The organism is Lysinibacillus sp. A1 (genome assembly GCF_000801965.1).
Classification (GTDB): domain Bacteria; phylum Bacillota; class Bacilli; order Bacillales_A; family Planococcaceae; genus Lysinibacillus; species Lysinibacillus fusiformis.
In genome coordinates, this window is the sequence record NZ_JSZM01000012.1 from 492,296 (window position 1) to 505,466 (window position 13,171).

At 37.7% G+C, this 13,171-nt stretch carries 14 protein-coding genes; 11 read left to right on the forward strand and 3 right to left on the reverse strand.

Features of this window, described 5'->3' with window-relative positions; genetic code table 11:
* Window positions 1–49 precede the first annotated feature (49 nt).
* The 11 genes from rbfA to PI85_RS11925 all read left to right on the forward strand — a co-directional run bounded on the left by rbfA (window position 50) and on the right by PI85_RS11925 (window position 11,040).
* Entirely contained in the window at window positions 50–391 is a 342-nt protein-coding gene (gene rbfA, locus PI85_RS11875) for a 30S ribosome-binding factor RbfA (RefSeq protein WP_025113968.1), read from the forward strand.
* A 122-nt stretch (window positions 392–513) separates the two neighbouring features.
* Complete coding sequence (gene truB, locus PI85_RS11880; protein ID WP_036124047.1) at window positions 514–1,425, forward strand: tRNA pseudouridine(55) synthase TruB; 912 nt, start codon at window positions 514–516, stop codon at window positions 1,423–1,425.
* Window positions 1,426–1,437: 12 nt separating this feature from the next.
* A complete protein-coding gene (ribF, locus tag PI85_RS11885; RefSeq protein WP_008178983.1) occupies window positions 1,438–2,388 on the forward strand; it encodes a riboflavin biosynthesis protein RibF in 951 nt (316 codons plus the stop codon).
* A gap of 153 nt (window positions 2,389–2,541) precedes the next feature.
* Window positions 2,542–2,811, forward strand: a complete 270-nt coding sequence (gene rpsO / locus PI85_RS11890) for a 30S ribosomal protein S15 (protein WP_008178982.1) — start codon at window positions 2,542–2,544, stop codon at window positions 2,809–2,811.
* 373 nt (window positions 2,812–3,184) lie between these two features.
* The gene (locus tag PI85_RS11895) at window positions 3,185–3,709 is read left to right on the forward strand and encodes a DoxX family protein (RefSeq protein WP_036124050.1); all 525 of its coding nucleotides are present in this window, start codon (window positions 3,185–3,187) and stop codon (window positions 3,707–3,709) included.
* Between the two features lie 449 nt (window positions 3,710–4,158).
* On the forward strand, window positions 4,159–6,273 hold the full coding sequence (gene pnp, locus PI85_RS11900) for a polyribonucleotide nucleotidyltransferase (protein WP_036124052.1): 2,115 nt from the start codon (window positions 4,159–4,161) through the stop codon (window positions 6,271–6,273).
* Between the two features lie 82 nt (window positions 6,274–6,355).
* Window positions 6,356–7,579, forward strand: coding sequence for a pitrilysin family protein (locus tag PI85_RS11905; RefSeq protein WP_036124055.1), 1,224 nt, complete (start codon window positions 6,356–6,358; stop codon window positions 7,577–7,579).
* A gap of 164 nt (window positions 7,580–7,743) precedes the next feature.
* Window positions 7,744–8,742, forward strand: a complete 999-nt coding sequence (locus PI85_RS11910) for an ABC transporter substrate-binding protein (protein WP_036124057.1) — start codon at window positions 7,744–7,746, stop codon at window positions 8,740–8,742.
* A gap of 17 nt (window positions 8,743–8,759) precedes the next feature.
* Window positions 8,760–9,752 carry an iron ABC transporter permease gene (locus PI85_RS11915; protein WP_036124061.1) on the forward strand — a complete coding sequence of 331 codons (993 nt, stop codon included), beginning with the start codon at window positions 8,760–8,762 and terminating at the stop codon, window positions 9,750–9,752.
* Complete coding sequence (locus tag PI85_RS11920) at window positions 9,752–10,534, forward strand: ABC transporter ATP-binding protein (RefSeq protein ID WP_036124065.1); 783 nt, start codon at window positions 9,752–9,754, stop codon at window positions 10,532–10,534. The genes PI85_RS11915 and PI85_RS11920 overlap by 1 nt, the downstream gene beginning before the upstream one ends.
* Window positions 10,535–10,545: 11 nt before the next feature.
* Window positions 10,546–11,040 (forward strand): pyridoxamine 5'-phosphate oxidase family protein, encoded by a 495-nt coding sequence (locus PI85_RS11925; protein ID WP_036124068.1) that lies wholly within the window; start codon window positions 10,546–10,548, stop codon window positions 11,038–11,040.
* A gap of 33 nt (window positions 11,041–11,073) precedes the next feature.
* Here the strand turns inward: PI85_RS11925 and PI85_RS11930 are convergent, their stop codons facing one another.
* The 3 genes from PI85_RS11930 to PI85_RS11940 are packed head-to-tail and all read right to left on the reverse strand — an operon-like array spanning window position 11,074 to window position 13,170.
* Complete coding sequence (locus tag PI85_RS11930) at window positions 11,074–11,688, reverse strand: ABC-2 transporter permease (RefSeq protein ID WP_036124071.1); 615 nt, start codon at window positions 11,686–11,688, stop codon at window positions 11,074–11,076.
* Between the two features lie 10 nt (window positions 11,689–11,698).
* The gene (locus PI85_RS11935; protein WP_036124074.1) at window positions 11,699–12,325 is read right to left on the reverse strand and encodes an ABC-2 transporter permease; all 627 of its coding nucleotides are present in this window, start codon (window positions 12,323–12,325) and stop codon (window positions 11,699–11,701) included.
* 2 nt (window positions 12,326–12,327) lie between these two features.
* On the reverse strand, window positions 12,328–13,170 hold the full coding sequence (locus tag PI85_RS11940) for an ABC transporter ATP-binding protein (RefSeq protein ID WP_036124078.1): 843 nt from the start codon (window positions 13,168–13,170) through the stop codon (window positions 12,328–12,330).
* Window position 13,171 lies beyond the last annotated feature (1 nt).

Sequence of the window (13,171 nt, forward strand, 5' to 3'; positions counted from 1 at the left end):
TAGCATGAAAAGACCAACTATCTGTACATCGAAATAGAGGTGACAAATTATGTCTCTACGTTCAAACCGTGTTGCTGAGCAAATGAAAAAAGAGCTTGGTGATATTCTTGGCCGTAAAATTAAAGATCCGCGTGTTGGTTTTGTTACTGTTACAGGTGTTGAGGTAACGGGTGATTTACAGCAAGCGACTATTTATATTACATCTTTAGGCAATGAACGTGAACGTGAGGAAACGATTAAAGCTTTAGTAAAAGCTTCTGGTTTCATTCGATCAGAAATTGGTTCACGTATTCGTTTACGACGCACACCAGAATTAATCTTTGAATTCGATTCATCGATTGAGTACGGAAACCGTATTGATACATTGCTGAGAGATTTACACAAAGAATAAGCTAGAAAAGTCTGCCACTTGCATGTTTATGCAGGCAGGCTTTTTATCTTCATAAAGAAGATTTTTGATCTAGTAATAATACTAGGTAAATTTTATTTTAAAGGCAATTTGGGAGGATGTATATGAACGGTATTCTACCGCTTTGGAAAGAAAGAGGCATGACAAGCCATGATTGTGTCTTTAAGCTACGTAAAATTTTACGTACAAAAAAGGTTGGACATACAGGGACTTTGGATCCAGGTGTGGAAGGAGTACTACCAATTTGTATTGGCCAAGCCACTCGAATTGCAGAATATTTAACAGATGCAGGGAAAACCTATGAAGCTATTATTTCCATTGGTCGTACAACGACAACGGAGGATGCAGAGGGCGAAACGGTTGCAGAGGATCCTTCAGTTAAGAAGGTTTCTCGTGAGCAGTTGCAAGAGGTTTTAGCTTCATTAACAGGTGTTATTGAGCAAACTCCACCAATGTTTTCAGCGGTCAAGGTAAATGGTAAACGTCTCTATGAATATGCTCGAAAAGGTGAAACAGTTGAAAGACCTACTCGTCAAGTTACCATTTATGCTTTAGAGCTTCTCGATGACAATGAATCCTACGAGGGGCAGGAGATAACATTCCCAGTTCGTATCGATTGTAGTAAAGGCACTTATATCCGTACATTAGCTGTCCAAATTGGAGAGGCTCTTGGTTATCCAGCGCATATGAAAGAGCTCGTACGTACTGCTTCAGGTACCTTTACGCGCGATAACTGTTTTACGCTAGCACAGGTGGCGGAGCTTATGGATGCAGAGCAGGTAACTACTTGTATTTTACCTGTCGAGTATGCATTAACAGACTATCCATATATTGAGATTACTTCTGCCAATGAAAAAGAAATTTTCAATGGACAAGTGCTTCCAGCAGATACATTGTTAAAGATACATGATAAAATTGTCTTTGGAATCAATGGAAAGGTAGTTGCGGTTTATCAAGCTCACCCTACAAAGGCAGGTTTGATGAAACCACACAAGATGTTTCCGACGATAGAGTAGGAGGATTTTTCAATGGAGGTCATTCATTTAAAATACCCACATCAATTACAGCAAAGAGAAAGCATGCAGCCCTATTCATTAGCGCTTGGCTTTTTCGATGGTGTACATAGAGGGCATCAGGCTGTTATCAAGGCGGCAAAGGAAGAGGGAGAAAAGCGTCAAATTCCAAGTGCAGTAATGACATTTGACCCGCATCCATCATTAGTCCTTGGAGGGCGTAACGAAAAGGTTTTTTATATTACACTCTTACAGCAGAAATTACAGCTTTTTGAAGAACAAGGCGTGGATACAGTATTCGTTGTCCATTTCACATCTGATTTTGCTAAGCTATCTCCAGCCGCATTTATTGATACATTTATTCGTGGATTAAATATTCAACATGTGACGGCTGGCTTCGATTATTCATTTGGGGCATTCGGTAAAGGGACAATGGAAGATATGCGTGCATTAAGCAATGGTGATTATGGTGTGACAATTGTTGAGAAGAGAACGGATGATGTGGAGAAAATCAGCTCAACCCGTATTCGCCAACTTTTACAAGAGGGTGATATGGAAGCGGCGAGAACATTATTAGGACGGCCATTTGAAATTAACGGAATGGTTGTACATGGTGATAAACGTGGTCGAACAATTGGCTTCCCAACTGCAAATGTCCAAGCTTTAGAAGGCACCTTTATTCCGGCAAGTGGGGTCTATGCTGTTCGTCTACTAGTCCAAAATGCTTGGTATGATGGTGTCTGCAATGTAGGGTACAAACCAACCTTTAAAGATCCTAACGATAAGCAATTGTCCATTGAGGTTCATATTTTAAATTTTGATAAGAATATTTATGGCGAAGAAGTACATGTAGCTTGGTATAAACGTATTCGAAGCGAAAGAAAATTTGACGGTATTGATGCTTTAAAAACGCAAATCGAAAAAGATAAACAAGAAGCTATACAATATTTTAACGATCTACAATAGAGTCAACGAAGTAACGGTTTTTACTTGCTTGCCCCAATCATTTATGGTAACATTCATAAGTGCATAATGCTCAACCTTAGCTCGGTATATCGAAGACTCCAACGTTTACTGTGCTAATGGGGATAAATAATTTTTCTTAGGAGGTCCATACAAATGGCTATTACAAAAGAACGTAAAAACGAAATTATCGCTGAGTACCGTACTCACGAAAGTGACACTGGTTCACCAGAAGTACAAGTTGCAGTATTAACAGCAGAAATCAATGCTCTAAATACTCACTTACGTACACACAAAAAAGATTTCCACTCTGAGCGTGGTCTTCTTAAAATGGTAGGTCGTCGTCGTCACTTATTAAAATATCTTCGTGAAACTGACGTACAACGTTACCGTGAACTAATCAACCGTTTAGGCTTACGTCGCTAATTACAGCGGGCTGTAGACAAACTTATGTTTTGTCTACAGTCTTTTTTTATTGCAAAAAAATAATGACCTTCTAGGATAGTTCACTTCTCGTCTCCGTTTTTATTTTGTTCGATAATAAGCCATAACTTTTTTACGCTCCGGTGAACGAGCTAGAAAAAACATGTTCTAGCCAATAAAAGGGTGATATATTCTAATCACATTTCGCAACCAAATTCAACCAGTCCTATGTGAATTTAGCTTTATTGTCCAATCGAGTTGGATCAAGAACTAATTGAATAGTAGTTGTTCTTATTTAGCCATGAATGGCCTATAACAACTTACTTCAGCTTGTGAAATGTGAAAACAAAATTTTATGGTGAGAAGGTGCAGTTGGATGTTTAACAAAATATTAAGAGAGAATAATATTGTTGCAGGGATTTTGACAATTATTCGTATCTATCTAGGTTGGCATTGGCTAACAGCCGGTTGGGGAAAATTGATGAATGGATTTGATGCATCCGGTTTTTTAGCAAATGCAACAGCAAATCCAGTAACTAGCGGCGAGGATTTAGCATATCCACTATATGTAAAGTTTATTGAAACATTTGCTTTACCCAATGCTGAAATTATTAATTTCCTTATTCCTTGGGGAGAGTTTTTAGTTGGCCTAGGATTAATACTTGGATGTTTAACAACGTATGCTGCGTTTTTTGGGATGGTTATGAACTTTGCATTTTTAATGGCAGGTACTATATCAAGTAACCCATGGGATATTTTACTCGCTATCTTTATAGCAGCAGCTGGTTTCAATGCCGGTAAGTTTGGATTGGATCGTTTCGTCATTCCAGCTATCAGCAATAAGATCCAAACAGCAAAAAACAAAGATAAAATAGCTAGACCGCTGTCTAAAACTACATAATTTAATAAAAGAGACATGAAATGCCCCGTGAATGCTAGTTTGACGGGGCATTTATTTTAATTTTTCCACCTTGACACACTTAAACTTTACTACATACTTAACTTTCTTTATACTAGTAGGATGTTGTATGACAAGTACCGTGGTATAATAAATCTATTGTGTATAGCCTGCACTTGAAATAATAATGTGAAGAAGCATTTATATCTATTTACATACATTACTTTTCGTCAGGAAGGATCAATTTAAGTCAATTCCATATAACAAAAGTATAAAAATGTTTTTTCAATAAAATATAGAAATAAATCTTAAATAAATTGGCAATAACTGAATTTAAATGTATGATTATTTCAAGAAATATTTTTTAGCATAGAACAAGCATTTTTGGTACACTTACAATTAGTACATACAGACGAAGTAAGTGTTTTTTATAATAGAGAGGGGTTCATTGAATGAACGAAAAGAAAGTCTATTCCTACGAATGGGCTGGCCGTCCACTTGTAATTGAAGTAGGACAGTTAGCAAAACAAGCAAACGGAGCTGTATTAGTACGCTATGGCGATACTTCCGTATTATCTACAGCCACAATGTCAAAATCACCAAAACCACTTGATTTCTTCCCATTAACAGTAAACTATGAAGAACGTCTATATGCTGCGGGTAAAATTCCTGGCGGCTTTATTAAGCGTGAAGGGCGTCCATCAGAAAAAGCTATATTGGCGAGCCGTTTAATCGACCGTCCAATCCGTCCGATGTTCCCAGATGGTTTCCGTAACGAAGTTCAAGTAATCTCTATGGTAATGTCAAATGATTCTGACTGTACGTCTGAAATGGCAGCAATGCTTGGTTCTTCATTAGCCTTAGCTATTTCTGACATTCCATTTGATGGGCCAATAGCGGGTGTACAAGTTGGTTATATTGACGGTGAGTTCATTGTTAATCCAACAGTGGAACAATCGAACCAATCGACAATTCATTTATCTGTAGCAGGGAACAAGGACGCTATCAACATGGTTGAAGCTGGCGCACTTGAAGTTCCAGAAGAAGTGATGTTAGAAGCGATTATGTTTGGGCATGAGGAAATTAAAAAAATTATCGCATTCCAAGAGCAAATTGTGGCTGAGGTAGGAAAAGAAAAGAAACCAGTTACATTATTTGAAATTGATGAAGCAATCCAAGCGGATATAAAGGCTGCTTGTGAGACGGATATGCATGATGCAATTCAAACTGCTGAGAAACATGCTCGTGACGAAGCGATTCAAGCTGTAAAAGATCGTATTATTGCTTCCTATGAAGAGCAAGAAGCAGATGATGATACGATGAAGCAGGTTTATACAATACTTGATAAGATGGTAAAAGATGAAGTACGTCGACAAATCACTGAAGATAAAATTCGTCCAGATGGTCGTAAACTAGACGAGATTCGACAACTTTCTTCTGAAACCGGAATATTACAACGTACACACGGTTCAGGTCTATTTACACGTGGACAAACTCAAGCACTTTCTATTTGTACGTTAGGTGCGCTTGGGGATGTACAAATTATTGACGGTTTAGGTGTCGAAGAATCAAAACGCTTCATGCACCACTATAATTTCCCCCAATTCTCGGTTGGTGAGACAGGACCAATTCGTGGACCAGGTCGTCGTGAAATTGGTCATGGAGCTTTAGGAGAACGTGCACTGGAAGCAGTTATTCCTGATGAGTCTGTTTTCCCATATACAATTCGTTGTGTATCGGAAGTACTTGAATCAAATGGTTCAACATCTCAAGCGTCTATTTGTGCATCTACATTAGCTATGATGGATGCTGGTGTTCCTTTAAAAGCACCAGTTGCAGGTATTGCAATGGGCCTTATTAAAAAAGGTGAACATTATTCTATTTTAACGGATATTCAAGGCATGGAAGATCATCTAGGGGATATGGACTTTAAAGTGGCTGGTACAGCTAAAGGTGTAACAGCTCTACAAATGGACATTAAAATCGATGGCCTATCACGAAATATTTTAGAAGAAGCATTGACACAAGCTAAAGTAGGTCGTATGCATATTTTAGAATCAATGCTTGCGACACTTGCAGAGCCACGTACACAATTATCTGAATTTGCACCAAAAATCGTGATTGTTAAAATCAACCCAGATAAAATTCGCGATGTTATTGGACCTGGCGGAAAACAAATTAACAAAATTATTGAAGAAACGGGCGTTAAGATTGATACAGAACAAGATGGTACAATCTATATTTCTTCTGCTAATGAAGAAATGAATGCACGCGCAAAACAAATTATTGAAGATATCGTACGTGAAGCTAAAGTAGGGGAATACTACTTATCGACAGTGAAGCGTATTGAAAAATTCGGTGCGTTTTGTGAAATCTTCCCAGGTAAAGATGGCTTGCTTCACATTTCTGAAATTCAAGAGGAACGTACAAAGCAAGTGGAAGACGTCTTAAAACTTGGCGATCAATTACTAGTAAAAGTAATTGAAATTGACAAACAAGGTCGTGTGAATTTATCTCGTAAAGTAGTACTACAAGAGGAAAAAGAACGCGCTGAACAACAAAAATAATAAAGATAAAAGGCTGCGTCTAATGCGCAGCCTTTTTAAATAGTTTATCATCATAAAGAAATATATAGTTGGGGGAGATTTTTTGGTTCAAGTACATACATGTCAGAACGGTGTTCGTATTGTGTCAGAACAAATTAACCATGTAAGATCTGTTGCTTTAGGTATTTTTGTTAACGCGGGTTCACGCTATGAACTACCTGAAGAGAACGGTATTACACATTTTATAGAGCATATGTTGTTTAAAGGAACAGCAACTCGTTCAGCTCGTCAAATTGCGGAAGAATTTGATCGGATAGGTGGAGAATTAAATGCTTTCACATCTAAGGAAAATACGTGTTATTATGCAAAAGTTTTAGATCATCATGCAGAGCTAGCAGTCTCCATTTTGGCTGATATGTTTTTTAATTCTACATTTGCAGAAGAAGAATTAGAAAAAGAACGACAAGTCGTATTAGAGGAAATTTTAATGAGCGAAGATGCCCCGGACGATGATGTGCATGAAAAGCTATGGAGTGTCATGTATCCCAATGATGCACTGGGCCGTCCGATATTGGGCAGTGCAGCTACATTAAAGACATTTACTGCTGAGGCGATTCGCCATTATATGGCCAAACATTATGGTCCAGAGTCAGTGGTGATTTCCATTGCGGGCAATATTACGCCTCAACTCATAGCTACGATTGAACGGTTATTTGGACAATATCAGCCTTCCGCAGTTGCGATTGCGCCTGTGCTGACAAATCCTTCATTTCATCCTGGGGAAATTTCCAAAATCCGAGATACAGAGCAAGCGCATTTAGCTATATCCTATCCAGCTATTGGTGTTAAGGACCCTGATATGTATAGCTTTATTGCGTTAAATAATATTATTGGTGGCAATATGAGCTCACGATTGTTTCAAGAGGTGCGTGAAGAAAGAGGTCTAGCTTATTCTATTTTCTCCTACCAATCCTGTTATGCAGATGTTGGGGCGTTCACCATTTATGGCAGTACTAGCCGTCAGCAATTATCACAGCTACAACATACTATTGATGCTACTTTACTCGATATTGTCGCAGGTGGTGTCACAGAAGAAGAGCTTGATAATGCAAAAGAGCAGCTGAAAGGTAGCTTTGTTCTAGGATTAGAGGGAACTGGCGCACGTATGAATCGGAATGGTACGAGTGAGCTTGTTCATCGTAAACATCGTACAGTAGACGAGGTATTAGCGTCTATAGATGCTGTATCCATGGACTCAGTGGATCGATTGATTGCTAAAATTTTGAAAGCAGAGCCGGCTATTTCAATTATTGGACCAAGCGAATAAAATACCTACCTCATTGTATAGTCTTAAAAGTAGGTGTCTCAAATGATTATTGAGACACCTACTTTTTATTTGTATTATCAATTAGGCATTGTAATTATCAATTAACTCTGATAGTATGATTGATATTGAAAATCATTTTCATTTACACGGAGGAAATAGTAGATATGAAAAAATGGCTATATGTTAGTACACTCGCATTATCATTAGCACTTGTTGGATGTGCAGAACAAGAAGAGAAAGGCGCAGATAAAGAAATTCAAAAGGAAGAAGTAGCAAAGCAAGATGAAGCTGCTGATACTTCGGCTGTCAAAAAAGATGAATTTCAAGATGGTGTTGATGAAGAAGCCTTTCAGAAGGCATTAGCAAACTTTCCTACAACAGTGCCGGAAAAAATTGTGACGACATCAGTTCCTTTAACAGAAATGCTACATCTTTTGGAGATCACACCAGTGGGGGTACCAACATCGACAAACCCGATACCATCAGACTTTGATTCGATTACAAAAATTGGTTCACCAATGTCACCAGATTTAGAAGTTATTTCGAGTTTACAAACCGATTTGATTCTTGGCGCTTCTTCTCTACAAAGCTCATTAGATCAAGCACTACAGGGAATGAATCTCCCAACAGCTTATTTACCAACAGATTCGTATGATGACTTAAAATTGAGTTTTAAGGTGCTAGGTACATACTTTGGTAAAGAAGAAAAAGTAAATGAAATCTTACAAAATCTTGTAGCAAAAGAAAAAGAGCTGGAAGAGCAAGCACAAGGAAAAGAATTACCATCTGTTATGCTCGTTATCGGAACATCTGATTCCTTTATGGTAATGAACGACAAATCCTACTTAGGAAGCTTAGTAGAAAGATTGGGTGCAGATAATATTGCGAAATCAGTATTAAAAGCAGAGTCAACTTATTCACCAATGAATTTAGAAGATATTGTTGTAGCAGATCCAGATATTGTCTTTGTCTTAGCGTCTGGCGATCACGGAGCGAATGAAGATAAATTTAAACAAGAAATTGAAAAAAATAGTGCTTGGCAACAATTATCAGCATACAAAAATGACAAAATCTATATGCTTGATTACAGTATTTTTGGTGTCACATCTATTACAAATGCTGAGACAGCACTAACAACGATTGCAGATTATTTCTATAAATAAGTTCGTGAGGTAGAGGTATGATTCATACAGCAAGAAGTCGCATGATTATTATCACGACCTTTGTGATAACCATTTTAGCAGCAGTAATAGCAATTGGATTAGGTAGTGTCCATATTTCAATTCCTGATATATTATCAACCCTTATCAATGGTCGTGGTCAAGAGGGTGTGTATACAACGATTATATGGGATATCCGTCTTCCCCGCGTGTTACTAGCTTTAATTATTGGCGCAAGTATAGCTATATCTGGGGCGTTACTGCAGGCAGTCATGGGAAATCCGTTAGCAGATCCAGGTTTAACAGGGGTAACAAGTGGTGCTGCAGCTTTTGTATTGCTTATCCTTTTAGCGAATCCAGAATTAACCCATTTGATCCCTATCGCAGCCTTTGTTGGTGGTTTAATTGCCGCAGCAATTGTCTATGCACTCGCCTGGAGACGGACAGGCATTACCCCAATCACCATTATTTTATCAGGGGTTGCAGTAAATGCTTTATGTGGGGGCGTCATTGGATTTTTGTCGATACTATATAGTGATCGTCTACCATCGGCAGTACAATGGATGAATGGTAGTCTCGCTGCAAAAGGAAATGCATCGCTGCATATGATTTATTTGTACGCCATTATAGGCTGGATACTATCCATTTTTGCAATTCGCAAAGCAAACATTATCCGTTTGGGCGATCAGGTCGCTACTAATTTAGGGGAAAGTGTAACACGGATTCGTATTATGCTATCAATTTTAGCTGTCTTTTTAGCAGCGATATCTGTTGCTGCAGTGGGAATGATCAGCTTTGTTGGATTAATTGTACCTCATATGGCGAGATTATTAGTTGGTTCTGATTATAAATACATGTTGCCTATGAGTATGGCCTTGGGGGCGATTGTTTTATTGGTTGCGGATACGGGCGGACGGACAATATTTGCACCACTTGATATACCGGCAGGCATTTTAATGGCGGTAATCGGTGGACCTTACTTCTTATACTTAATGAGAAAGAGGGCGTTTTAATGTTAAAAATTGAACAGCTATCCATCAGCTATGAACAAAAGGAAGTTGTCCATAATTTTTCCTTTGAAGTGGAACAAGGCGAGATTCTATCGATTATTGGACCGAATGGCTCTGGTAAATCAACGATATTAAAGGCGATTGCACGGATGCAGCCGTACAGTGGTGGGAATATCCTGTTTGAAGGAGAAAATATGCGTCGACTATCCTCAAAGGAAATCGCACGCAAAATGTGTATGCTGAGTCAGCAAAACCAAGCTCCGAGCGATATTTCTGTCAAAAGTTTAGTAGCCTATGGTCGATATCCGCATAAAAAGTGGTTTGAACGCCTGAATGCAGAGGATGAGGCAATTATTGATTGGGCATTAGAAAAAACCTATCTTTCCCATTATAAAGAAAAACCAATAGCCGCTTTGTCTGGTGGCGAGGCTCAGCGCGCATGGATTGCGATGGCTTTGGCACAACGGCCACAAGTCTTATTATTGGATGAGCCCACGACATTTTTAGATATTGCTCATCAGCATGAAGTGCTAGAATTAGTACGGGAGCTTAACCGTGATATGGGTATGACAGTTGTAATGGTGCTTCATGATTTGAACCAAGCCTCTAGTTACAGCGATAAAATCGTCGTTGTAAAGGATGGTAACCGAGCACATATAGGGACACCGGATGAAGTGATGACTGAACAAATGATCCAACAAATATATCGTATGGAAGCTGAAATTCAATATGTATCTTGGGATAATTCTCCGAGAATTCAATTAAAAAATACGGTTAGAGTATAGGGGGAAATAATATGCCTAAAGCAATTGATATTGAACAAGTAAAACAAAATTATGAAAGCTTTATACAAAGTAAAAAAAACTGTGTGTTAAGCTTCGTGAATGGGGAAGGTAAGCCTTTTAGTAGTACTACGCCTTTTGTGCGACTCAACGGAAAGTTTTATGTTTATATTAGCCAAGTAGCAGAGCATTACCAACTCATGGAGCAATCGGAAGTGGTTGATTTAATTTGTGTAGCAGATGAGGCCGTAACAGCCAATCCATTTGCTCCAGAGCGAGCACGTTGGCAATGTGTACCAAAAAAATTAGGGAATGAAGGTCATGAGGATATATTTGCGACATTCGATCAACTGTTTAATGCAAAAATGATGGAGTTGTTGCGCTCACTTGATTTTTCTTTATTCGAACTAACGCCAATAGAGGGGCGTTATGTTGTTGGATTTGGGAAAGCCTTTACGATTGATATTGCTAATGATACATTAATTCATGTAGTTGTAGATAAAAAATAGGTTGCCTTAAGGGCAGCCTATTTTTTTTGAATGTTAAAATATTTCTCGTGTCATCAATAAATGAAGACATTTTTGAAAAACTAACCAGCTACTAAAGATACTTATAAGCGTTGGGATTAACAAAATGAAGAGATTCCCTGCTACTAGCGATAAATAAAAATGAACAACCGAATTAAGAGCTATAATTAGTACTGTAGCTGTAAGCATCTGTAAAGATCGCATTTTCTCCGTTTCCTCGAGCTGTTGAATATAAAATTGACTAGAAAGAAGAAAAAAAGAGCTACTGATAAAACCAACATACATGGCAAAATGGCTAATAAAATTTGTAGACGCTTCAGTCTGTGAAAAGTACAAAGGTGCAATTAATATATATAGACTTGCAACAAAGGCATAGCAAAAAAGGAAATCCGACTGTAATTGGACTTTCTTTGAGAGAGGCAAGCTATTAACATAAACTTCCCATTTTACTTGACGATCCCCTTTATATAAATTTTCAACGAGGCTAGCGGAAACAATTACTACAAATAGACAAATGAATGGGCTATCTAAATAAGGCAAGCGTATGAAATAAAGAACGAAACAGATAGTGATTGCAAAAAGGATAGTCCATCTTTGTACGATAAATCTTTGTACTAATAAGGCACGCATGGAATCCCCCCTAGAATTCTTTTCGTTTATAGATTTCTGTAGAAATGAGTGAGGAAAGCCACAGTAACAGAAGTCCAGCGAAAGGTGTAAAATAGATGAATTGCTTTAAATCTAAAAATGTCATAACCATTGTAGGTATAGCCCCTTTAAACATCCCCACTAAAAAGCCAGGGATAAAACAAAGTGCAATTAGAACCATTCTTCCTTTGAGCGAGCCATATTTAATATAAATAGGTAAAAAAACGGCTAACAGACAAAGGGCCGATGTTACAATCATTATAAACGTGAGGAAAAATTGAGCAGTCATCTCATGATTGCTCAATTGATGAATAAGAAAAATGATTGGTAGAGCAATGACAAGACCGAGTAGCATTAATAACACACTTAGTAAGTATTTACTAAGCACAATATCAGCTTTTGTAATTGGAAAGGTATTAGCGTATTTATCCCAGTTGCATTGTTCATCATACGCAAGGGCAGTGATGGCTTGAATGGTAACAATAAAAACAATAACAGCTAAAATCATAGAAGTTTCTCGCATAAGAATAGCCATAATAAGGAGAAAAAGTATGACAAATAATTGTGACTTCATTTGACGCTGAATGGTCATAAAATCTTTTACTAGTAAACCAATCATAATTAAACACACCCTTTCACGAAAAATAGCATAATATCTTCGATAGAGGGTCTTTCAAGTTTGAAAATCTCATTTACTTCCTTTTTAAGTACTAATGCCTCGATTCCAAATACGCCATTGCGCTTTCTTATAATCGCATGCTCAGGTAATTCGTTTACCTCCTCAAGACTTCCTTTGAAAATGCCATACTCATATAAAAGGGCATCTTTACTTTCACTCAATAAAATTTCTCCATTATGAATAAGGGTGATATGGTCGGCTATTTTTTCTAAATCACTTGTAATATGGGAGGAAAAAAGAATACTGTGTGTTTCATCCTGCATAAATGCTAAAAATAAATCTAAAATTTCATCGCGAATAATGGGGTCCAGACCACTTGTTGGTTCATCTAAAATTAAGAGTTTCGGATGATGGGACAATGCTAAAGCAATTGATAGCTTCATTCTCATGCCTCGCGAAAGTTCCTTGATTTTTTTCTTCTTTGGCACGTTAAATTGAGCTAATCGTTCAAAGTAGTAATTTGTATCCCATGTTTTAAATACCTTTTTCATAATTTTGTCAAGCTGAGTCGCAGTCAGCGTTTCGGGTACGTGTAATTCGTCAAAAACCACGCCAATGTCATTTTTTATCGATTGTTCATGTTCGACATGATCTTTGTTAAAAAGTAATATATCGCCGTATTCTTTTTTTACTAAATTAAGCATGCACTTAATCGTTGTGGATTTTCCAGCACCATTTTCTCCAACAAAGCCCATTACTGTTCCTTGAGGTACTGAAAAACTTACATCTTTTAGTGAAAAACCTTCAAATCCTTTATGTAAGTCATGAATTTCAATGGCATTCATC

Bases quoted from the DNA above. Each gene is read 5' to 3' on its own strand.
- rbfA (WP_025113968.1), top strand. From the start codon at position 50: ATGTCTCTACGTTCAAACCGTGTTGCTGAGCAAATGAAAAAAGAGCTT.
- truB (WP_036124047.1), top strand. From the start codon at position 514: ATGAACGGTATTCTACCGCTTTGGAAAGAAAGAGGCATGACAAGCCAT.
- ribF (WP_008178983.1), top strand. From the start codon at position 1,438: ATGGAGGTCATTCATTTAAAATACCCACATCAATTACAGCAAAGAGAA.
- rpsO (WP_008178982.1), top strand. From the start codon at position 2,542: ATGGCTATTACAAAAGAACGTAAAAACGAAATTATCGCTGAGTACCGT.
- PI85_RS11895 (WP_036124050.1), top strand. From the start codon at position 3,185: ATGTTTAACAAAATATTAAGAGAGAATAATATTGTTGCAGGGATTTTG.
- pnp (WP_036124052.1), top strand. From the start codon at position 4,159: ATGAACGAAAAGAAAGTCTATTCCTACGAATGGGCTGGCCGTCCACTT.
- PI85_RS11910 (WP_036124057.1), top strand. From the start codon at position 7,744: ATGAAAAAATGGCTATATGTTAGTACACTCGCATTATCATTAGCACTT.
- PI85_RS11915 (WP_036124061.1), top strand. From the start codon at position 8,760: ATGATTCATACAGCAAGAAGTCGCATGATTATTATCACGACCTTTGTG.
- PI85_RS11920 (WP_036124065.1), top strand. From the start codon at position 9,752: ATGTTAAAAATTGAACAGCTATCCATCAGCTATGAACAAAAGGAAGTT.
- PI85_RS11925 (WP_036124068.1), top strand. From the start codon at position 10,546: ATGCCTAAAGCAATTGATATTGAACAAGTAAAACAAAATTATGAAAGC.
- PI85_RS11930 (WP_036124071.1), bottom strand. From the start codon at position 11,688: ATGCGTGCCTTATTAGTACAAAGATTTATCGTACAAAGATGGACTATC.
- PI85_RS11935 (WP_036124074.1), bottom strand. From the start codon at position 12,325: ATGATTGGTTTACTAGTAAAAGATTTTATGACCATTCAGCGTCAAATG.
- PI85_RS11940 (WP_036124078.1), bottom strand. From the start codon at position 13,170: ATGAATGCCATTGAAATTCATGACTTACATAAAGGATTTGAAGGTTTT.